General features: G+C 52.9%; 18 protein-coding genes, 1 tRNA gene and 1 pseudogene. 10 read left to right on the forward strand and 10 right to left on the reverse strand.

Annotated features, from left to right (window positions below):
• Window positions 1-105: 105 nt before the first annotated feature.
• Window positions 106-2,277 carry a response regulator gene (locus RGAI101_RS11350; protein ID WP_008229235.1) on the forward strand — a complete coding sequence of 724 codons (2,172 nt, stop codon included), beginning with the start codon at window positions 106-108 and terminating at the stop codon, window positions 2,275-2,277.
• A 168-nt stretch (window positions 2,278-2,445) separates the two neighbouring features.
• Here the strand turns inward: RGAI101_RS11350 and RGAI101_RS11355 are convergent, their stop codons facing one another.
• The 4 genes from RGAI101_RS11355 to RGAI101_RS11370 all read right to left on the reverse strand — a co-directional run bounded on the left by RGAI101_RS11355 (window position 2,446) and on the right by RGAI101_RS11370 (window position 6,206).
• Window positions 2,446-3,204 (reverse strand): YaaA family protein, encoded by a 759-nt coding sequence (locus tag RGAI101_RS11355; protein ID WP_008228302.1) that lies wholly within the window; start codon window positions 3,202-3,204, stop codon window positions 2,446-2,448.
• Window positions 3,205-3,333: 129 nt separating this feature from the next.
• A complete protein-coding gene (recQ, locus tag RGAI101_RS11360; RefSeq protein ID WP_008227025.1) occupies window positions 3,334-5,379 on the reverse strand; it encodes a DNA helicase RecQ in 2,046 nt (681 codons plus the stop codon).
• A 107-nt stretch (window positions 5,380-5,486) separates the two neighbouring features.
• Window positions 5,487-5,774, reverse strand: coding sequence for a YggT family protein (locus RGAI101_RS11365; RefSeq protein ID WP_037229442.1), 288 nt, complete (start codon window positions 5,772-5,774; stop codon window positions 5,487-5,489).
• A gap of 105 nt (window positions 5,775-5,879) precedes the next feature.
• Complete coding sequence (locus RGAI101_RS11370; protein ID WP_008228573.1) at window positions 5,880-6,206, reverse strand: BLUF domain-containing protein; 327 nt, start codon at window positions 6,204-6,206, stop codon at window positions 5,880-5,882.
• Window positions 6,207-6,410: 204 nt separating this feature from the next.
• Between RGAI101_RS11370 and RGAI101_RS11375 the strand changes: the two genes are divergently transcribed.
• The 4 genes from RGAI101_RS11375 to RGAI101_RS11390 all read left to right on the forward strand — a co-directional run bounded on the left by RGAI101_RS11375 (window position 6,411) and on the right by RGAI101_RS11390 (window position 11,133).
• The gene (locus RGAI101_RS11375) at window positions 6,411-7,784 is read left to right on the forward strand and encodes an MFS transporter (protein ID WP_008225006.1); all 1,374 of its coding nucleotides are present in this window, start codon (window positions 6,411-6,413) and stop codon (window positions 7,782-7,784) included.
• Window positions 7,781-8,716: a penicillin-insensitive murein endopeptidase gene (gene mepA / locus RGAI101_RS11380; protein WP_037228053.1), complete on the forward strand. Its 936-nt coding sequence runs from the start codon at window positions 7,781-7,783 to the stop codon at window positions 8,714-8,716. The genes RGAI101_RS11375 and mepA overlap by 4 nt, the downstream gene beginning before the upstream one ends.
• A gap of 8 nt (window positions 8,717-8,724) precedes the next feature.
• Window positions 8,725-9,582, forward strand: a complete 858-nt coding sequence (locus RGAI101_RS11385) for an esterase-like activity of phytase family protein (RefSeq protein WP_050763203.1) — start codon at window positions 8,725-8,727, stop codon at window positions 9,580-9,582.
• Between the two features lie 360 nt (window positions 9,583-9,942).
• Window positions 9,943-11,133: a hypothetical protein gene (locus RGAI101_RS11390; protein WP_037228057.1), complete on the forward strand. Its 1,191-nt coding sequence runs from the start codon at window positions 9,943-9,945 to the stop codon at window positions 11,131-11,133.
• Between the two features lie 285 nt (window positions 11,134-11,418).
• Here RGAI101_RS11390 and fliP read toward each other — a convergent pair whose 3' ends face one another.
• From fliP to fliF, 4 genes and pseudogenes are all read right to left on the reverse strand, one after another.
• Window positions 11,419-12,156, reverse strand: a complete 738-nt coding sequence (gene fliP / locus RGAI101_RS11395) for a flagellar type III secretion system pore protein FliP (protein ID WP_008226991.1) — start codon at window positions 12,154-12,156, stop codon at window positions 11,419-11,421.
• Complete coding sequence (locus RGAI101_RS11400; RefSeq protein ID WP_037228060.1) at window positions 12,153-12,446, reverse strand: FliM/FliN family flagellar motor switch protein; 294 nt, start codon at window positions 12,444-12,446, stop codon at window positions 12,153-12,155. The genes fliP and RGAI101_RS11400 overlap by 4 nt, the downstream gene beginning before the upstream one ends.
• Window positions 12,439-13,038, reverse strand: a complete 600-nt coding sequence (locus tag RGAI101_RS11405) for a hypothetical protein (protein WP_008227909.1) — start codon at window positions 13,036-13,038, stop codon at window positions 12,439-12,441. The genes RGAI101_RS11400 and RGAI101_RS11405 overlap by 8 nt, the downstream gene beginning before the upstream one ends.
• A pseudogene (gene fliF, locus RGAI101_RS11410) lies at window positions 13,038-14,677 on the reverse strand (flagellar basal-body MS-ring/collar protein FliF). The gene RGAI101_RS11405 and the pseudogene fliF overlap by 1 nt, the downstream one beginning before the upstream one ends.
• A gap of 120 nt (window positions 14,678-14,797) precedes the next feature.
• Between fliF and RGAI101_RS11415 the strand changes: the two are divergent.
• The 5 genes from RGAI101_RS11415 (at window position 14,798) to RGAI101_RS11435 (ending at window position 19,165) form a co-directional block, all read left to right on the forward strand.
• Window positions 14,798-15,283, forward strand: coding sequence for a flagellar basal body-associated FliL family protein (locus RGAI101_RS11415; protein ID WP_008225529.1), 486 nt, complete (start codon window positions 14,798-14,800; stop codon window positions 15,281-15,283).
• A gap of 10 nt (window positions 15,284-15,293) precedes the next feature.
• Window positions 15,294-15,707 (forward strand): hypothetical protein, encoded by a 414-nt coding sequence (locus RGAI101_RS11420; RefSeq protein WP_050763204.1) that lies wholly within the window; start codon window positions 15,294-15,296, stop codon window positions 15,705-15,707.
• Window positions 15,704-16,318, forward strand: a complete 615-nt coding sequence (locus RGAI101_RS11425) for a MotE family protein (RefSeq protein ID WP_008226984.1) — start codon at window positions 15,704-15,706, stop codon at window positions 16,316-16,318. The genes RGAI101_RS11420 and RGAI101_RS11425 overlap by 4 nt, the downstream gene beginning before the upstream one ends.
• 68 nt (window positions 16,319-16,386) lie before the next feature.
• Window positions 16,387-17,256 carry a flagellar motor stator protein MotA gene (gene motA, locus RGAI101_RS11430; RefSeq protein ID WP_008229108.1) on the forward strand — a complete coding sequence of 290 codons (870 nt, stop codon included), beginning with the start codon at window positions 16,387-16,389 and terminating at the stop codon, window positions 17,254-17,256.
• A 115-nt stretch (window positions 17,257-17,371) separates the two neighbouring features.
• Entirely contained in the window at window positions 17,372-19,165 is a 1,794-nt protein-coding gene (locus RGAI101_RS11435) for a hypothetical protein (RefSeq protein WP_157044676.1), read from the forward strand.
• 192 nt (window positions 19,166-19,357) lie between these two features.
• On the opposite strand, the gene RGAI101_RS11440 is transcribed toward RGAI101_RS11435, so the two are convergent.
• Window positions 19,358-20,445, reverse strand: a protein-coding gene (locus tag RGAI101_RS11440) for an IS3 family transposase (protein WP_085980061.1) whose coding sequence is annotated in 2 segments (ribosomal slippage) — window positions 19,358-20,184 and window positions 20,184-20,445 — 1,089 coding nt in all. Because the reading frame shifts where the segments join, the coding sequence is not laid out codon by codon here.
• A 316-nt stretch (window positions 20,446-20,761) separates the two neighbouring features.
• Window positions 20,762-20,838 (reverse strand) — tRNA-Arg (locus tag RGAI101_RS11450).
• Window positions 20,839-20,993: the final 155 nt, after the last annotated feature.

Genomic DNA, 20,993 nt, shown 5'->3' on the forward strand with positions numbered 1-20,993 from the left:
TGCGCACCCCATAGCTGGCAAGCATCCTGTCGCGCTTAAACACTTGTTCACCTCGTTCGCAGAGTGTCGACATCGCAGGCAACCATCACGGATTCGGAGCAGCGCATGAGTTTGGCAGACAAGCTGACGCAAGAACGTCGCGGACGTCTCGCGGCTGAGCGTATGCTTGAACTGAAACAAGCGGAACTGTTCGCCGCGAACCGTAAACTTGGCCAGCACGCGCAACGTCTTACCAACGAAATCGTCGAAACCCGGGCGCAGGTCGAAACGATCCGCGACGAAAACCAGCGCGTAAAGTCAGACCTTACCGCTGCCCGCGAAAAGATCGAATTGACCGAACGCCGCCTTTGGCAATCAATCGAGACGATCAAGGACGGCTTTGCCTTCTTCAACGCGAACAACGAAATGATCATGGCCAACCGGGCCTATTTGGCTATCTTCGACGGGCTCGAGATCATTTGCCCCGGGGTAAATTATGTCACGATCCTGCAGGTGCTGACCGACGAAGGCATTGTGAACACCGGAAATCTGTGCCCCAAAAGCTGGCGGCGGCTGATGACGGAGCGGCTGCAAGACACAGCGCCGGAACCTACGGTGATCCATCTTTGGAACGGGCAGCATATCAAACTGATCGATCAACGCAGCCCCAGCGGCGACATGGTTTCGCTCGGGCTCGATATCACAGCCACCGTCGAATACGAGCGCCAGCTGCAAGAAGCGCACAGCATCGCAGAAAGCGCAAACCGCGCGAAATCGGCATTTCTGGCGAATATGAGCCATGAAATCAGGACCCCGATGAACGGCGTCGTGGGGATGGCCGACGTTCTGCGCGACACTGACCTGACCGAAGATCAACGGCTTTACGTCGATACGATCAAGAACTCAGGCGAGGCGCTGTTGGTAATCATCAACGACGTTCTCGACTATTCCAAGATCGAAGCGAAAAAGCTGGACCTGCATCCCGAGCCCTTTGATCTTGAACGGGCAATCCAAGAGGTCATCATGCTGTTGCAGCCACTGGCCCGTGAAAAAGGCCTTGAGATGGCGCTGGACTACGATCTGTTCATGCCCACAACTCTGGTGGGCGACCCCGGGCGCATCCGCCAGGTATTGACCAACTTGCTGGGCAATGCCGTCAAATTCACCAGCGACGGCCATGTGCTGGTGCGTGTCACCGGCGTTCCTGACAAGGAAACGGGCAAGGTACAGGTCAACATCGCCATCGAAGACACCGGCATCGGGATCGCCCCCGATATGGTCGACCACATCTTCGGCGAATTCAATCAGGTCGAGAACGAACGCAATCGCAAGTTTGATGGCACCGGGCTTGGCCTTGCGATCAGCCAGAGGCTGATCCAGATGATGGAAGGGGACATATGGGTCACTTCGGAAGAACAAGCGGGATCATGCTTCGGCTTCAAACTGCCGTTGGAAGCCCATGGCGAAATAACGACACCGCACCCGCCCTTGCCGCGCGCCCTGCGACATATCATGGTGGTTGAGGGCGAAACGGTTAACCGGTCTATCGTTTTGAAACAGCTCGAACAACTGGGATTGAAAGTCACCTGCTGCGGTTCGGCCCAGGACGCCCTTTGCCAAATTGACGACAGCGTGGACCTTGTGCTGACGGATCATATCATGCCCGAGATGGACGGGTTCGACTTGGCCGCCGCGCTGCGCGCCGCAGAAAACGAGGTTGCCATCATCGTCGTCAGTTCGAACACCAGTCTGGCTGACAACGACCCCTCAAGGGATCTGGTCAGCACCGTGTTGAAAAAACCGATCCCGCGCAGCGATTTGTTTGCTCAGCTGAGCGCTGTCAAAATCGTGCCCCCCAACCGATCCGATTTGCCTTTGCGTAAAATGCGCATCCTCGCGGCAGAGGACAACAAGACCAACCAGCTGGTGTTTTCCAAGATGATCCAACATTTAGATATCGACCTGATGATTGCGAATAACGGCCAGGAAGCCGTTGATATGTATCAGTCCTACAGACCTGACATGATCTTTATGGATATCTCGATGCCCAAGATGGATGGCAAGGAGGCGAGCATGGCCATCCGCAAAATCGAAGGCACGACAGGCATCCGCTGTCCCATTGTGGCACTTACCGCCCACGCCATGAGCGGCGATGACAAAAACATCCTCGCTGCAGGGCTGGACCACTACCTGACGAAACCGTTGCGAAAACAAGACATCATCAGCCAGATCGCGCAAAACCAGCCACACGGCACGCGCCCCCTTGAGGCAGATGCACCCCATCACGCTACCGGCTAGGGGCCAAGGAACGCCGAAACGTTTGGGACTTGCGCGTCTCGCCCAAAAAGTAACGGTACTTGCATCTAAGATATCAAAGCACCCTTGGTCGGAGCTTTCCGTACCAACGCTCGGAACGTCAGACTTTGGCGTTGAAAGAACGCCAAGCCCGCTATCGGGCCTGAAATGTCAGGACGCCCGCACAAACACGGGTCTATCCACCTTCGAGGTTTCGGCGTCAAAGACGTACCCGCCGACGTCAAATGCCTCAAGGTCGCGCGGTTCGTGGATGCTCTCCTGCAAAACCCATCGCGCCATCGCACCGCGCGCGCGTTTCGCTGCGATCCCGACCACCTTGCGGTTGCCGTTCCGGTCTTCCTCAAAGCGTGGACTGACGACTGTCAAACCCTCCAGAGCAGTCCTGTCCACGCCTTTGCCATATTCCTCGGAAGCAAGGTTAAGAACAGTTTCCGTCCCAACCTCCGCCGCGTCTTGGGCCACCGCCTCGGCGATCTTGCTTCCCCAAAACTTGTAAAGCGTGCCCGCAGGATGCCCCGGGCATTTTCGCCCCATTTCCATCCGGTAAGCGCGCACTGCATCCGTCGGACGCAACAGGCCGTATAGGCCTGACAGCAGGCGCAATCGTTGCGACGCCGCTGAAACCGCATGTTCATCAAGGGTGCCAAAGTCTAGCTCCCTGTACACATCCCCGTCGAACAACAGGCCTGCCGCACAGTCCCCGTCGCGCGACCAGCCCGCGAACCTGTCCACGTTAAGCCTGGCGATGGCCGGGGATACCTTCATGATCTGGCAAATCTCGTCCTCCGACCACTCACGCGCGACCGTTACGATTTCTTCTGCTTCGGCAAGAAACCTGGGGGATGTGCTGGCATGGCCCGCCGCGCGTTCCTCATCTACATTCTTCGCGGGCGATAATAAAATAAGCACTTAATGGCCTCCGTCGTGACTGTGAGTTGGATGAGATAGATCAGGTTTCGGACTACGCAAGGCGGTCTGCGCTTTCTGTCACGACGCCGTTCAAAGGACAACCGGTGCCCCAGACAGCCTCAATACAGATCAACCCGCCTGTCGCAGCGCATCCAGAAAAGCGGGGCCGAAACGTTCCGCGCGCTTGTCTCCCAAAATCCTCTCAAGCGCGGTGTTATCCGGATTGCGCAACTGTGCGACCTTGGCCAGCAGGGATGCAGAGCAACTGAGCGGCTTGTCGGTGCCGCCTTCGCCGCGCGCAAGCTCCGCCTGTATTTCGAGCAACCGATCATACACCGTGCCCGCGTCGCGCCCCGCCAGTTTGCGCCGTGTCGGGTGCATTTCGGCAGAGGCCCCATTGATCACGTCCAGAAAGGCGCGGCCGTAGCTTTCCAGCTTTTTCGCGCCCACGCCGCCGATCCGCGCCATCGCATCAAGGTTTTCGGGCCGTTTTTCAGCCATTTCGATCAATGTACGATCGTTAAAAATAATGTAGGCGGGCACTTTCCCGGCCTCCGCCAACCCGCGCCGTTTCGCCTTGAGCGCGGACAGCAAGGGCGCGTCTTCTTCGCTGACCATGGATTTCACCGCAGGACGCCGCAGCGCCCCCGCCGCGCGAATACTGTCGCGCCGCAGTGAGATTTGTGCTTCGCCGCGCAAGATTGGCAGGGCCGCATCCGTCATCCGCAAGGCACCGTGACGTTCGGCATCGGGGCGCACCAGATCATGCCCCATCATCTGCCGGAACACCGCCTGCCACTGGCGTTTGTCGTATTCCTTTCCAACGCCATAGGTCGGCAAACCGGTATGACCGCGTTCGCGTATTTTGTCGGTTTCATTGCCCAATAAAATGTCTATCAAATGTCCCGACCCGAACCATTCTTCGGTCCGCAGCATCGCTGACAGGGCCTTGCGGACCGCCGTCGTGCCATCGAACACCTCAGCCGGCGCGTCACAAAGATCGCATCGCCCGCAGGTGATATCCGTTTCATCGAAATAGCCCAACAACGACTTGCGGCGGCATTCAAGCGCTTCGGCCAAGCCAAGCAAGGCGTTCAACCGCGCATGGTCTGCCGCGCGCCGCTCTGGCGGGGCAAGTCCTTCGTCAATCTGGCTGCGGCGCAGGCGGATGTCATCGGGGCCAAACAACGTCAGCGTCTCGGCCGGCGCGCCATCGCGTCCCGCGCGCCCGATCTCTTGGTAATAGGCTTCAATCGACTTGGGCAGGTCGGCATGGGCAACCCATCTGATGTCCGGTTTGTCGATCCCCATCCCGAAGGCGACCGTCGCCACCACGATCAAGCCATCCTCCTGCTGGAACCGCCGTTCTGCAATCCGGCGGTCCTCGGCCTCCATCCCGCCATGGTAGTGCAATGCGACATGGCCCTCGTCCCGCAAGGCCTTGGAAAGACCTTCGGTCTTGGCCCGTGTCCCGCAATAGACGATGCCGGATTGTCCCTTGCGGGCGGCGGCAAAATTCAGGATTTGTGCCCGCGGCGAATTTTTCGCCGAAAATGCCAAGTGGATATTCGGCCGGTCAAAACCCCGCAAAAACGATCGCGGCGCGGCCCCATCAAACAGTTTCTGAACAATCTCGACCTGCGTTTCCGCATCCGCGGTTGCGGTAAAGGCAGCCAACGGGACATCCAAGACCCGCCGCAACTCACCTATGCGAAGGTAATCCGGCCTGAAATCATGGCCCCACTGGCTCACGCAATGCGCCTCGTCGACGGCGATCATGGACACGCCAACCCGCTTGAGCATGCCCGTCACGGACCCAGCTGCAAGCCGCTCCGGTGCCATATACAAAAGCTTCAGCGTCCCTGCCTCAAGCCCCTCCCAAACCGCATCGGTCTCCTCGGGTGTGTTGCCGGAGGTCAGCGCACCTGCCCCGACACCCAATTCCTGCAAGGCCCGCACCTGATCGCGCATCAGAGCAATCAGCGGCGAAATCACAACCGTCACGCCATCGCGCAGCAAGGCAGGCATCTGGAAACAAAGGGATTTACCGCCCCCTGTCGGCATGATCGCAAGCACGTTTTCGCCTGATGTGACGGCCTCGACGATCTCTTGCTGTCCGGGCCGAAACCCATCAAATCCAAAGACATCACGAAGTAACGTGGCAGCGCCTGACATGGGAAACCTAACTTCTATTTGCTCGACAGCGACAGAATCCCACAGTCAGATTACGGGGACAATCCCCCGCTTCTCTGGCTTGCCAAATATCCTCCCCGAAGGGCCGATCAGTAAAACATTGCAGCGTTATTGATCAAAAGAATACGCAAAATCGCCACCGATATCAGAACAACCAGCGGTGCCAGATCAAGTCCGCCCATTTGCGGCAAAAAGCTGCGCACCCGACTGTAAACAGGTTCCAAAAGCCGGTTCAGCCCGTCCCAAACCTGCGCGACCAACGGTTGGCGCAAGTTGAGAACCTGAAAATTGATCAGCCAACTCATGATCACATGCGCAATGATGATGAACCACACGATGTTCAGCAGCAGCATCAGGATCTGGAAAATAGACGTCATGAGCAGGCCTTTCATTTCTTTGTCCGCAGGTAAGCATATCGCCACCAAAGAACAAGGGCCAGCCGCGCAGCTCAGGTTATTGCAATCCCTCGAAGTTGAACGACTTCAGGCGTGCATCGCGTTAATGACTTTTGAAAAATCAAGCTCGTTGACGAGAAGCATGGACCAATCTGCGAAATACCGACCGTCGACCTTCTTTTCGTCGATGATCTTGAACCCGCTGTGGCGCGGGTCTTTCTCGATTGCAGTGACAAGGTCACGCACGACCGTCTCCTCGCCCTCCAGAAGCTGGCAGAAGTTTCTGCCATTGAAGGCGAGCGCCCCCGTAATGTCGCGCTCTGCATTGTTCTTTTGAGAGAATTCTACGATATCCGCGACGTCGGACGTCGTCAGGGATGCACGCGCGGTACTGAAGTAAAGTAATCGGATCATCAGGGGATTAACCTTGTCGTAACTGTTTTGACTATATTGCCAACCAAACCAAACACACCTGTGCATAGTTCCAAATAAAGCAACCCACAAGTAATTCGGGCGCTATCGCCGCCGAAAAACGCGGCAACCCGATCCAAGCCGCAAACCATCTCTTGCTTCCAAAGGCGGCGCTGCTCTACCGTCTGACCAAATCAGGGGGCAGATGTGGCAGAAATTTCAGCGCGGAAAAAGATTTGGGGCTGGTACTTTTTCGACTGGGCCAGCCAACCCTTCAACACACTTATGCTCACCTTCATCTTTGGCCCGTATTTTGCACAAACCGCGACTGCGGCGCTGGTCGACGGAGGGATGGACCTTGTCGCGGCCAAGGCGCAGGCGCAGGCTTATTGGGGGTACGGGCTGACGGTGGCCGGCATATCGATCGCGATACTGGCCCCTACCCTGGGGGCGATCGCGGATTCATCGGGCAAACGCATGCCATGGATATGGTTGTTCTCGGCGCTTTACGTAGTGGGTTCTGGCGCGCTTTGGTGGACGGCACCACAAGACTTCTCAATACTCTGGGCCCTGTTCTTTTTCGGGATTGGCCTGATCGGGATGGAGTTTGCAACGATCTTCACGAATTCCTACCTGCCAGAACTTAATCCGGATCCAGACGAGCGCGGGCGCGTTTCAGGGTCGGGATGGGCCTTTGGTTATGTCGGCGGGCTCGTTGCCTTGGTCATCATGATTGCGCTTTTTCAGGCGGGCAGCACCGGTCGCACGATGGCGGGCCTGGACCCCCTGTTCGGCCTTGATCCCGCGACCAAGGCAGACACCCGCATTGTCGGTCCCTTAACCGCGGTCTGGTACGCGGTCTTCATGATCCCGTTTTTCCTGTTTACCCGCGACACGCCCAAGCCAGGCCTCGCACGCTATGAACTTGGCAAGGGGCTAGCTGATCTGGGGCGCACGCTGAAAAATCTGCCGCGCCACCCGTCTTTGCTGGCCTATCTGGGGTCCTCGATGTTCTACCGCGATGCGTTGAACGGCATGTATACATTTGGCGGCATATATGCGCTTGGCGTTCTGAACTGGTCGATCACCGAAATCGGTGTCTTCGGCATACTGACCTTGATTTCGGGTTCGATCTTTTGCTGGCTCGGCGGGCGCGTGGATCGGGCTGTAGGGCCCATGCCGGTCATCATCGCCTGCTGCATCATTCTGACGGGCACGTCTTTCCTGATCATCTCGCTTACACCGACCTCAGTGTTCTGGTTTGTGGTGCAAGACGGGTCGATCCTACCTGACATCATGTTCTACATTGCGGGGGCGTTGATCGGGGCCGCCGGGGGAACCTTGCAGGCTTCGTCGCGCAACATGCTGACCCGCCAGGGCAACCCGGACCGGATGACCGAAGCGTTCGGGCTTTATGCCCTCTCGGGCAAGGCGACGTCCTTTATGGCCCCCGCCTTAATCGCAATCGCGACAGACCTGACAGGTAGCCAGAGGTTGGGCATCACGCCTGTGGCAGGGCTGTTCATTGTCGGTCTGGTTCTGCTACAATGGGTTAAACCGAACGGAGATTTCGCAAAATGATCTTGTCTCGCCTACTTGCCTGCGCCGCTCTCTCCCTGTCTCTCGCTGCCTGCGGCGGATCGGCCACAAAGCCCAACCCAGAAGCATCGAAAATCCTGCCGACCATCGGATCGTCCGGTGGTGCGCTTAGCAACGTGCAGGCCAAAAAGTTGTTCGGTGCAAAGTCTGCCCCATCGGCGCAAACGGCGTTCCCCTACGGCAGCTATGCCAAGGGCTGCGTCGCCGGGGCGCAGGAGCTATCTGAAACGGGACCAACTTGGCAGGCGATGCGCCTGTCACGCAACCGCAACTGGGCCCATCCCGAGATGATCGACTTCATCAAGACGCTCAGCGCCAAGGCGGCACGCCAACCGGGGTGGCAGGGGATTTACGTCGGCGACATCAGCCAGCCACGTGGCGGCCCCATGCTAAGCGGTCATGCAAGCCACCAAATGGGTCTTGACGCAGACATCTGGATGCTGCCGCCCAAAACACTCGGGCTCAGCCGCGCGCAACGCGAAAGCATCTCCTCCATCTCGATGCGCAGATCAAGTGGTGCTTACGTCAACAGCAGCTGGACCCGTCAACACCACGAAATCCTGAAGGCAGCGGCATCAGACCCTCGGGTCGCACGTATCTTCGTCTTTCCCGGTGCCAAGGTGCAGATGTGTAATGATGAAAAGGGCGACCGGAGCTGGTTGAACAAAATCCGCCCCTGGTACGGCCATCATTACCATTTCCATGTGCGGTTAAGTTGTCCTAAGGGCGCGCGGGGTTGTGTCAATCAGGCACCGCCACCCGCTGGCGATGGCTGTGCGGACGCGCGGCAATGGCAGGCCAATATCCTGAACCCGCCGCCCCCTAATCCGAACGCGCCCAAGCCTAAGCCCAAGCGTGAACTCGTCTTGGCTGATCTGCCGGCACAATGCCAATCCGTATTGGAAGCCAACTGAAAATCTTGATGACTTTCCTCGCGTTAGGCTTGGTCACTGCCGCTCTGGCAGAGGATGGCCCGACGCGCCTTGTCCAGCGTTCGACATTGGACTGGAGCGAGAAGGCCAACTGGTTTGGCGGCATTTCCGGCGTTGAAGTCAGCAATGACGGCGGGCGGCTGACGGCCATCACCGATCGCGGTCGTGTGATCGAAGCAAACTTGGTCCGTAATGGTGACCTGCTGGAAGGTATCGAAATTGATCACGCGGTTGCCTTGCACGATCCAGCCGGGAAACGCTTGGTAAAGCCCTTCATCGATTCCGAGGGGTTGGCGATTGATGCGAATGGCACTGCCTATGTCAGCTTTGAAGGAAAGCATCGCATTGCCACGGTGAATGTCGCCAACGGTACGACCGCGCCTGTCCCGACGCTACCTGACTTTGACTTTCTCCATCACAACTCCGGGCTCGAAGCCCTTGCAATCAACGCCGACGGCACACTTTTCACCCTGCCCGAGCAAAGTGATGGCGACGCCTTTCCCCTCTTTGCCTACCAGAACGGTGCTTGGTCCCTGGCAGCGCAAATTCCCCGAAAGGGGCCATTTCTTCCGGTAGGTGCCGATTTTGGTGCCGACGGAATACTTTACCTGCTTGAGCGAACAATCACCCTGCTTGGGTTTCGCAGCCAGATCAGACGCTTTGATCTGAGCAAACCGGATTTGGGCGAAGAACTTTTGCTGCAAACGCTGCCGTCACGCTTCGACAATCTGGAAGCCATTTCTGTGTGGCAAAATGCGCAAGGCAACACCTATCTCACGCTGATCGCAGACGACAACTTCATACCGATCCAACGGACCCAAGTGGTCGAGTTCGAATTGCTGAAGTAGTTCAACTTAATATCGTTTTGGCGGTGTCGTGACACGGCGAACCTGAAATTTCCGAACGAACTTCATCAGGGCTGTCTTGGAATAACTCAATGCCACCTTTGCCGTGGTCACCGACGGCGACTTTGATGCGGCCCGTTCGTCTTAACAAGATTTAAGTGTTCGGAAAATTGGTCCCACTCAATTTGGATCATTAGCGGAAGGTTCATGCCCCTGATCTAACCCGAAACACGGAACAATCTGTCGTCCAGCCTAGGACGCAGATTTTACGGGTTGGGGTGACATGTGACTGGTTTGAAGCCAAAAGAACACGACTCTGGGAGTCGTTTATTTCAGAATAGTGGGTCGGGATGGCGGCACAACTTGCCCAAAGCTTTGAATGGTGCCGGATTTCTAGTCCTTTCTTTTTACCTTATATTTGAAGTCGGCCTAAAAGAAGCTGGCATCGTCCTGCTGATCCTTTGCCTTTCTGAAGCTTCATCATCCATCTGTATTTCGCTTGCTCTTTGGTGCAGTGAGAAACCACATGTGAAAAACCCGGCAAAAGCCGAGGATTTTGGCACGAATCTTTTCTGGATAACCACTTCGTTTCTTGCTTTGACCTTGTTATCAAACTTCTGGGGCGTGGTTTCGGCCTTTCGGGAATTTCAGTTCTCCATTCAGACTTTCACGCTTATCACAGTATCTCTTGTTTACATAAAATCGAGCGGTCTGTTCATCTATAGTATCTCACGCCGCGCCCTTCAGCCACGGTTTGTAATTTATACGCTATTGTTCATTCCATTGCCACTAGGGTCAGGCTTCGACTTGGGCCAGGCCTTCATCAAACTGGCGGTTGGCGTTGTCATAATATCGATTTTCTTATTTATCCTCCGCAGAGGGCATAAGAAACCCCAAAGGATTTCGAAGAATGAAACCTTTCCACCATTGATTTCCTTCCAAAATCCACTTGAGCTGACCTGTCGAAACTTTGATTTGATCATCGTGCCATTTTTGTTTGACATAGAAAGCGTAGCGGTTTTTCTCATTGCAAGAGGGCTTGCTTTTAATATCGCTCTCAGCCTTTCCATGTTTGGGAATATCCTTGAAAATAGCTCCGATATTTTCCAAAAGTCCACCACCGTAAAAAGCATCACCATTTTGGCGGCACGGCTTAATCTTGCCATTTTTTTTATTGGATCTGGTATTGCGATTGGTACTTTGGCCACTGGAAAATTATTGGCACCAGTGTTTGAAAGCTCTCAACCAATTTTCCTGAGCGTACTGCTTTGGTGCGTCGCCAGATATTCCTCCAAGGCCGTGTTCGGAACCTATGAGGACATTTTGATCTTGAAGGGGATGAAGGTCATACCCGATGCCTTCAATCTAGCTTTTCTTTCTGGCTTGCTTCTGTATTTTTTTCTTCTACCGATGCAGACGATCGAAAATTTTTCGATGGTTTTAGCGATTAGTCACCTTCTACCTGCGGCTCTTAGCGCTGGTATTGTTGCCATTAGATATGGAATTTGGCCTGGTCCAACTGCAATATTTTTCAGACAAATCAAGCTACTTTAGGGTAATGGCCTTTTTTGCCCTCAGGGTTAACGCGGCAAGGCCTATTGCACAAATAAGGCGTTGGCTGAGGGGCCTCTTTCTCACGAACTGACTTACTCTAAGACCCCTGTAGCAGGTTTGCAAAAAGCGATGTTGCGATCACACCCGAACGTGTTGCCCTCCAAGGCTTTGCTTTGTTCACGGGAAGTGCATCACTAATGACCAAGGATCTGAGCCTGAGCCACACTAAAAACTCGAAGAGAAGAAAGCGGTCCAGAAGCCTCGATAAAATGGGATCGATATCCCTTAGAAATAACTTCTAACGAGACTGCCTGCGATCAAGCTCCAACCGTCAGCAACGACAAAGAAGGCGAGCTTGAAAGGTAGCGAGACCACAGCGGGTGGGACCATCATCATACCCATCGACATCAGTATGGCCGCTACAACCAAATCGATGATCAGGAACGGCAGGTAGACGAGAAATCCGATCTGGAACGCGCGTGTTATTTCAGACAACATGAAACTGGGAACCAAGACCGAGAGAGGTGCGTCAAGGTCCAAAGCCAGGCCAGCTGTATCAGGCCTGAGTTCTGCCATAGCCGTAAAGGTAGCTGGGTCCAGCCTGCCAACCATAAACTGGCGGAACGGTTCCATCGCCTGAGCAAACGCAGTTTCGACATCAATCTGCTCATTGGCCAGTGGCTCCAGACCATTTTCCCAAGCTGCGGTAAATACCGGCTCCATGATGAAATAGGTCAGGAAAAGGGCCAGACTGACAATCAACATATTGGGTGGTGACTGCTGAAGCCCGATCGCCTGCCTGAGAATTGACAGCACCGTAACCAAAAATGGGAAACACGTCACCATAACTGCAATTCCCGGTGCCAAGCTGAGAACTGTAATTAGAACAAATAGTTGGATGGTGCGCGCAGACAGCGCCCCTTGATCCCCAAGATCGATTGAAACCTCTTGAGCAAGCGGAAAGCCGGGTAAGAAAACCAGCAGCGCAGCAAGGGTGCTCAGGGCACGGAGGTTGCGGATCATAGGACGGATTGCATATCGACAACTTCCGTCAATCTCACGACGAGCTGATCTGATCCTCCTTCTTCTTGCTCTTCGAGGACCCCGCGCGCGATCAGGCGATCTCCAACGTATAGTTCAACCGGGTCGTCAACGCGCCGGTCAAGCGTCAGGACTGCGTTCTCTCCCAATGCGACCAGGTCCCTTATGAGAGGACGCGCTTTTCCGACGCAAACTGACACCTCAATTGGAACGGAGGTGAAAGGGTTTGTCTTATCAGCTGCGGCGCGGCTTACAGAAACAGGATCATCCATTGTTTGGAACCTCTACAGATTGCTGAAAAAACGAGTCGAGTAAATTGAGGATATTTTTTCCAAGCTCATCCATGTCGATATACCGTTCCGCTTGATCAACTTTGAGAAAGATCTGCCCCTCACTTAGGGTCTCTTCCGCCTTCAGAAGGAAAGGGACGGCCGGTTGTTGCTTCAACAAGGTCTCCAAGAACGCTACATTTTTGGGTGACACAATGAATTCGATCGCATTTTCAGTGGATTCAGCCAATAAGTCGTGAATTTGTTCAATCAAATGAGCCCTTAGTGATGCGCTCAGAGTCCCGGGCAGCAATTTCAACATTATGGCCTCAAGAACTGGCTTGAGGGATGTCAAAAGCTTTCCGCGCGCTTCTTGATAGGTGAACGTCATATCTTGAAGATTTTGTGCGAAATCAGCAGAAATTTTTCTTTGCTCAGCTTCAAGCGCTTCCACTGCGTCTTGCCAGCCGGCCTGGTAACCGTTTTCGAAGGATTCAAGCTTCTCATCAGCATTTGCATCAGTTGATTTCGCGTCTGGCTCGAATACATCTGATCCCGCTGAACTGAATTCACTGTATCTATGTGCAAGTGACATCACGCATTTTCCTCTTTCTCCTCAAGCCAACTACGCAAAATTTCAATTGTTTCTTCCTGTTTGTCCCCGATCATGCCGCGCAAGCGGTCGACTTGAGTATCCTGCCCGCCTCCCATCATGGGAAGAAATGAACCAGGCTCCATTCCCCCCTGAAACCCTTCATCTGAGTCCAGAATTTCTGATTGCCCCAAGCTTTGCGTGCCAAAACCTGAATTCATATCACGGACCTGCTGGTCGGTTTGCTCGCTGTTCGGATCAGATGTCAGCGCAGGAAATCCGCCACTGGCATTAGGGAGTGCCTGTCGCGATAGAAGGGGCCTCACAACAAAAAGACCCAGTATGATTGTCACCAGACCCAGCACTGCCATCTGAATTGCGGACATCAAATCCAGGTTGAACGATCAACGATTGACGTACTCGCCTGCGTACCCATGGGCGGGATCGACTGAAGCGCCATTGATTTGATCGTGATGATATCCCCTCGCTCAGCATCAAAGCCAACAGCAGAAGACACCAATTCACGCAAAGCCTCCAACTCGGTGTCGTCTCTTGGTTGAGAGGTCTCAACACCACTTTCGTCAGTGGCGATTGCGTCATTGATCAAAACAGCAACAGTGATCCTCTTCACAGCTCCCGGCGCGCGCACGATTTCCCGCTCGGTTTCAGACACCTCATAATTAACACGCTCCCTCGTCTCGCTATTGGACGAGGACGAGCTGTCGCCCCCCGGCTGACCATTATTGCTTGGTAGGTTGCTTGCGACTGTCACGTCGCCGCTCCCCGCATCAGAAGACGAATTGCTGCGCTCTTCGGTATCGGTGCTGATGGCAACACGGCCTTCGGGGTCAAACCGCCGCTCCCGGACCGATTCACTTTCGGTTTCGGTGTCTACGCTAACTTCGACAATGGCATTTCCAAGCCCGACACGTGCCTCGAGAATCCGCTGGACCTTCTCCTTGAACATTTCCGCTTTATCATCCCCTTGCGATGTGGGCATGGCGTCGTCGCTCGACCCGATAAGGCTCCCATTTGCGTCGATCACGGCGACATCATCAGGGGAAAGCCCGGCAACAGCCGACGCCACAAGAAACCGGACCGCCTTTGCTTCTGCAGCGGAAATCTCGCCACCATTCGGCGTAAGTGAGACCGAAGCCTTTGGAACGACGCCCCTCTGAAAGGGATTCGATCCCGTACCGGCGATGTGAACCCGAGCCATCGAAATCTGGGGGTTTGCGACGATTGTTCTTGCCAACTCGCCCTCTTTCGCGCGCCAATATGCAGCATCGAACATCTGGGACGTCGTGCCAAACCCTGTAAGGTTGTCTAAAAGTTCATAGCCACGGTTCCCGTTTGCCGGGAGCCCCTCGCTCGCCAATGTCAGCCGAAGTTCATCACGTGCTTTCGCATCGACAAAAATCGACCCGCCGCGCACCTCATAGACAACACCCCTTTGTTCAAGCGCCCTGACGACATCACCTGCCGCGCCACTTTCCAACCCGGCGTAGAGAAGCGTCAGCGTAGGTGAAGCGACCATTTTGGACATCGCAAGCACGCCAAAAAACATCGCCAAGGTCGCAGCAACAATCGTCAATTGTCTGCGAAAGGTTAGTCCTGCCCAAATGTTCAGAAATTGCTGCACAATTGCCTCCATTCAGCCGGGCATTCTGCCCAGCTCATGTAGAACAAATGACCTATCAGACTTAATAATCGGTTAGTGCAATCATGGTTATACCGTTTCCATCAGCACGGATGGAGAACCATGACAGACACACCAGAAGATACCGCAGAGGCTTCCCCGAAGAAATCGAAGATGCCATTGATCCTGAGCCTCGTTTTGGCACTCGTGGGCGGTGGCGGTGGTTTCTATCTAAGTTGGAGCGGCCTGATCATGGGAGATAAGCCCGAAACCGACGTTGCCGAAACAGACGGCCCCGCGCCGATTGGTGACTTCGTTTATGTCCCGATCGACCCACTTGTCATTTCGCTCCGACAACCGGCCCAATCAAAACATCTCCGCTTTCGCGCACAAATGGAAGTACCTTCAAGATATGTCGCGGACGTCGAAAAACTGCTGCCTAGGGTGACAGACGTCCTGAACGGGTATCTCAGGGCGGTGAAAGTCGAGGATCTGGAGAGCCCGGCTATTCTCGTTCGGCTGCGCTCTCAGATGCTCCACCGTATCGAAGTTGTCGTTGGCCCCGATCGGGTCAAAGACTTGCTTATCATGGAATTTGTTTTCACCTGAGGGAGTCGAAATGGGACTTATATCAGATATTTTACTTGCCGCTGGCGCATTTGGCGCAGCAATTTACTGCTTTGTCTTGTCACGGCGGCTAAAACGCTTCAGCGACCTGGAAAAAGGGGTTGGTGGTGCAGTCGCTGTGTTATCGTCCCGCGTCGATGACCTTACCAAGACACTCTCAGCCGCTCAAAAAACGGCTGCACAATCTGCGGAAAGCTTGATGGATCTCACGGTTAAGGCCGAAGAAAGCTCTCGCCGGATCGAACTTCAGATCGCGTCGCTTCATGATTTGCCTACACCGCCTGATCCAGCTGCAAAAACAGAACCCAATGCCAGTCCGGAGCCCACACAACAGCCACTCCCTCACAAAACCAACACTGTGGAACCGATGTTCGTGCGTCATCAAAAAGAAAGGAAGGCGGGATGAACGTCACCAAAATGAAACCGAAGAGCCATGGTGTAAGTACCTTATCCTTGATCACCCTCCTGTTTTTAGGATCCGCCGCCTTAAGAGTTTTCATCGGTGCGGACAGTGCAATCGCGCAAGCAACCTTGGCAACAGAGACTGATAAGGACGAAGAATATGACAGGTATTCTGACGTTGACACCTTCAGCACGCCAGCGGAACGAGAGCGTCTCGCAAAGATGCTGGACACCCTTCAGACTAAAGAGGCTCAACTAAACGCCAGGGAAGCTGAACAAAACAAACGTGAAGCCAACCTAGAAGCTGCGACCGCTGAGGTAAGCATCAAACTGGCTGAACTTAAAAAAGCTGAAGAAAACCTGCGCAAAACGATTTCAATAACTGATGGCGCTGCTGAAGGTGATTTATCAAAGTTGACCGCTGTTTATGAAAACATGAAACCGAAAGATGCTGCTGCGCTTTTTGAAGCGATGGAACCGGACTTCGCAGCGGGTTTTCTAAGTCGAATGAGACCTGATGCTGCTGCGAATGTGATGGCAGGTCTACCTCCTGAATTTGCCTATTCAATCAGTGTCCTTCTCGCAGGCAGAAATGCAAACGCTCCAAAGAGTTGATATCTGACATCGCATATTAATGATCTAATGCGATCATCCTTTAAAGTTCATAGACATTCGAGGCCCTAATGATTGGTATCGTCGGCATTATTACTATCTTCGTCATGGTCTTTGGTGGTTACCTTGCAGCTGGTGGAAAGATGGGGATCATTCTAAAGTCCCTCCCGTTTGAATTTACTATGATTGGAGGTGCTGCTGCCGGGGCGTTTCTGATAAGCAATGATCTTCCGGCTGTTAAGCACACATTAAAAGATGTCGGAAAAGTCTTTAAGGGTCCGAAATGGAAACACGAAGATTATCGTGACCTATTGTGTCTGCTTTTTGAACTGGTCCGGCTAGCAAGGCAAAATCCTATTGAAATTGAGCCTCATATTGAAAACCCCATGGAATCAACAATATTTTCGAAATACCCGAAGATTTTGACCGATGCGGAGGCAATTGCAATGATATGTGATACCATGCGCTCTGCATCAATGAACTATGATGACCCCCATCAGGTTGAAGAGGTACTAGAAAAGCGTATGGAGGCAAATCTTGAGCATTCTTTGCACTCCAGCCATGCCCTCCAAACAATTGCCGATGGACTACCAGCATTGGGAATCGTAGCTGCGGTTTTGGGAGTAATTAAGACTATGGCTTCAATTGATCAGCCCCCCGAGATTTTGGGGAAGCTTATTGGCGGTGCCCTAGTCGGAACCTTTTTAGGAGTGTTCCTAGCTTATGGTCTGGTGGGTCCCTTTGCCGCAAAGGTTGCAGATGTTACCAAAGAAGATGGGCACTTCTACAACCTGATAAGAGAAGTTCTTGTCGCCAATCTACATAATCATGCCACAAATATTTGCATCGAAGTTGGGCGTCAGAATACCCCTTCACACTGCAGGCCGACGTTCTCCGAACTTGAAGAAGCAATCAAGGCATTAAAGCAGGGGGCCGGGTGATGCGCTTTTGCCTTGGCCTCGCGATGATTATTATAACAATGTCCTCAATGTATGCGGCGTCAGCCCCCTTCCCTGTTCAACCGGGGACCACGAGTCATTCACGCGACTCGTAATTTTGGCTGAAGATGGGGTAAGCTGGACGGCGAGGAGGGAGGCCACCAGAATAGTCGTTAGCGTAGAAAACAATGGAGATGGCTTCGAAACCAGGTCAGCATTTGATCGGATTGGAAAAAATCGGATAAACATAATAGAAAATGAAAAAGACACTCTTGAAATTGGCATTGCCTGCGAATGTCAGATATCAACGTTTCTAGACTCCGGCCGAAATATCGTTATAGACATTTCTGAATTTGGATCCGAAATAGACGGTCAAATCTTAGAGATTTCGCCGCTCGCCCCCCCTAGCAAGCCGCTTGAAGTGACCAAAACGAGCAGTGAAAATGCATCGAATAATGAAAACATTTTTAAAATCTATTCAAAGTTGAACCTAACAGATTTTCAAGACCGCTTAACTAAAAACCTGGGTCACCTCGGCACCACAAAAATATTAAACTCAGAGATCACAATGAATCTAGTAAATTCAAACGTCGAGCCAATAAATAAATCATATGAGATTCTGCCTCGAAATCTTGGCGTTGAAAATAATAACATACTTCTACCTAACTTCACTGAGGCACTCTTGGAATTGGGGAAGCCTGATGTAGAAACTATGGAGTGCCACGACGCTAGGCACCTCTCCTTTAAGATGAACACTAAGACCGGTGCAGCGATTCGTCCATTCGAAGGGGTTGCCGACCTTACAAACGACGCGGGCGATATCGATATTGACAGGGCGATCCATCACGCTAGAGAGCTAATCTCTCTGGGAATGGGTGCCGAAGCAAACCAAATTCTGAGCTTAATAAAAAGAGAATCTATAGAAATTAAAATACTTTCTGCGATCTCAGATATTCTGGAATATGGCACATCTAATGAGTTTAGTGTAATCGAGGAGAGCTCTGAATGCGTTCCTGATCTGGTATTTTGGAGCATTCTTGGAAGTACCGGAGCCGTTGAAGTTTCGAGAGCAAAATTGAAACAATCCCTTCTATATTTTAATGAACTTCCTCCAAGCTTGAGAAAACTTACTTATAGGCGGCTTTTAGAAAACTTAAGACACTCAGATAATCCAAGCGCAGTTCCAGCTATACTCGAAAATGTGGATAGATTAAATTTGGGTGAAAACCTCGGCCTGAAGATAGAAAAGATCTCTAACAAAATATATCTAGATGAAACTGACGATGTGAACACCCTTCTAAAAGAGGTGAAAAATGGTCAGGCTATATTAGAAAGCGGCGACTTCATAAAAGTCATTGACGCTAAATTGCGCCTAGAAGAGGAAGTATCTGAGTTTGATATGGCCACATTGGACTCTCTGATATTTCAAGAAACCGACACCTCGCTACTCGGCATGCTGTATAATAAAAAGTTCTTTGCCTTGCTCGGAGGTAATATGTTTCTTGATGCACTAAATCTTGTCGAAGAGGTTGATAGCTTAAAAAAACCAGAGCATTACGAGTCCCTTCTTCATGATGCTACCCTGAAAGGAAATGATAGAACATTTCTTGAGATTTGGTCATCGGTGCCAGAACAACTATTTTACGACCTTCGCCCTGAAACTCAAAGATTACTAAAAGATCGTCTCCTAGAGCTTGGACTTTCAAGCCCATCCCAGGCCAGTGGACTAGACACAAGCCAAACTCCCATAGAGGAAACGGATTTCCCAGTCAAAAACACCAATCAACCGACCATTTACGAAAGATTTGAGTCCAACGAAAACCAAGAGGTAGGTATGAGTATAGGATATGCTAAGGAAATCCTAGCAGAGAGCCGCTTAAGGAGGCTCGAACTAGAAAATTTGCTACAGTAAGTGGCGCGAACCAAATTCATTTTGAGGCTAGGATAGATACTTAGGTCCATCGTTGTCTTATGCCCAGCGCAATGAATGGAATGGTCTTCTGCCTCACCGATGGTTATCGAATGTTCTGTGGCCAGCCATTCACTCAATACCGCGTGGTCCTGCGGTAATCCCCCCATTTTTAATGGGGCCCAGCCGTAGAATTCAGGCGGCTGTTTTCAGTTTCATGGCGGGTGTCATGCCGCCGATACCCATATTGGGTCGCTCATTGTTGTAAGTCCAGAGCCATTCAGTCGCCTGGTCTTGTGCCTCCTCAATCGTTTCAAAGATATATTGCCCAAGCCACTCGCCGCGAACGGTGCGATTGTAGCGTTCAATATACGCGTTTTGCTGGGGCTTGCCCGGCTGGATGTATTCAAGCCGGATGTTGCGTTTCTCAGCCCATTCCATGAGCTTGCCACTGACATATTCCGGGCCGTTGTCGACACGAATTGTCTGCGGCTGACCTCGCCATTCAATGATCTGGTTCAGGCTGCGCACAACGCGCTCCGCTGGCAGCGAAAAGTCTACCTCGATGCACAGGCCCTCGCGGTTGAAGTCATCCAGGACGTTCAGTGTTCGGATTGATCGACCATCCGCGAGCTGATCTGCCATGAAGTCCATCGACCACGTCTCATTTGGCCTGTCAGGCACGGCCAGTGGTTCGGGTTTGTCCCGCTTCAAGCGTTTCTTGGGCTTAATCCGTAGGTTCAGCTCCAACTCGCAGTAGATCCGGTAGACGCGTTTGTGGTTCCAGCCGTAACCCTGCACGTTGCGCAGGTATAAGAAGCATAGGCCAAAGCCCCAACTACGCTTGTTGGCTGTCAGGCGTTCCAACCAGTCAGCGAGCTCTTCATTCTCATCGCTCAGAACAGGGCTATATCGAAAGCACGTCTCGCTGATCTGAAACGCGCGGCAAGCCAATGCGATACTGACCCCATGTTGTGCGACTGCGTTCATGGCCATCTCTCTTCGCTGAGACGGCCTCAGCGCTTTTTTCCAAGAGCTTCCTTCAGCAGATCGTTCTGCATGCTCATCTCGGCATACATGCGCTTCAGGCGACGGTTCTCGTCGGCCATGTCCTTCATCTCTGACATCAATGACGCGTCCATCCCGCCAAACTTGGCCCGCCATTTGTAGAAGCTGGCGCTGCTCATGCCATGCTCACGGCACAGCTCAGAAACTGGCACGCCGCCCTCCGCCTGCTTCAGGATCGCCATGATCTGCGCGTCGCTATATCGTCCATTCTTCATCGTAAATCTCCTCAGTTATCTTGCCGAGAAAATTCTACTTTTGAACACCACTAATTTTAGGGAGGATTACCGACCCAGAGACAGGCTTCTGCAGCGCTCTCGCATTTGAACTGAAATGCAACGCAAACGAGAACTGCAAGCGGAACCAGACAGCAACAAGTCTATTCACTCAAGACGCCGACCTTACTGCGAACCGACTCTGCTAAAATGGTAGGAAATTTCGAAAGTCCTGTCCGCCAAGAGGCGCTTTGTTCCAAGCTTCATCTCGCTGAGTAAAATCACCGCGCCCCAAGACATCTAAGGCCATATTTTTATATGGTGATCCCGGCTGGGTTCGAACCAGCAACCTGCCCCTTAGGAGGGGGCTGCTCTATCCAGTTGAGCCACGGGACCACAGATTCAATCTACCGCAAACAGAACGCCGGTTCCAGATCAGATGTACCGTGTTCTGATGGCGAAATTTCACAAGCTTTGGCAAATGTGAACCCCCGTTCCAGTTCAGGTCACTTGCGTCACCTCGGCAATCTACGTTAGCGTAAGACAGAGTT

Origin of the sequence: Roseobacter sp. GAI101 (assembly GCF_000156335.1) — a bacterium.
GTDB lineage: Bacteria > Pseudomonadota > Alphaproteobacteria > Rhodobacterales > Rhodobacteraceae > Sulfitobacter.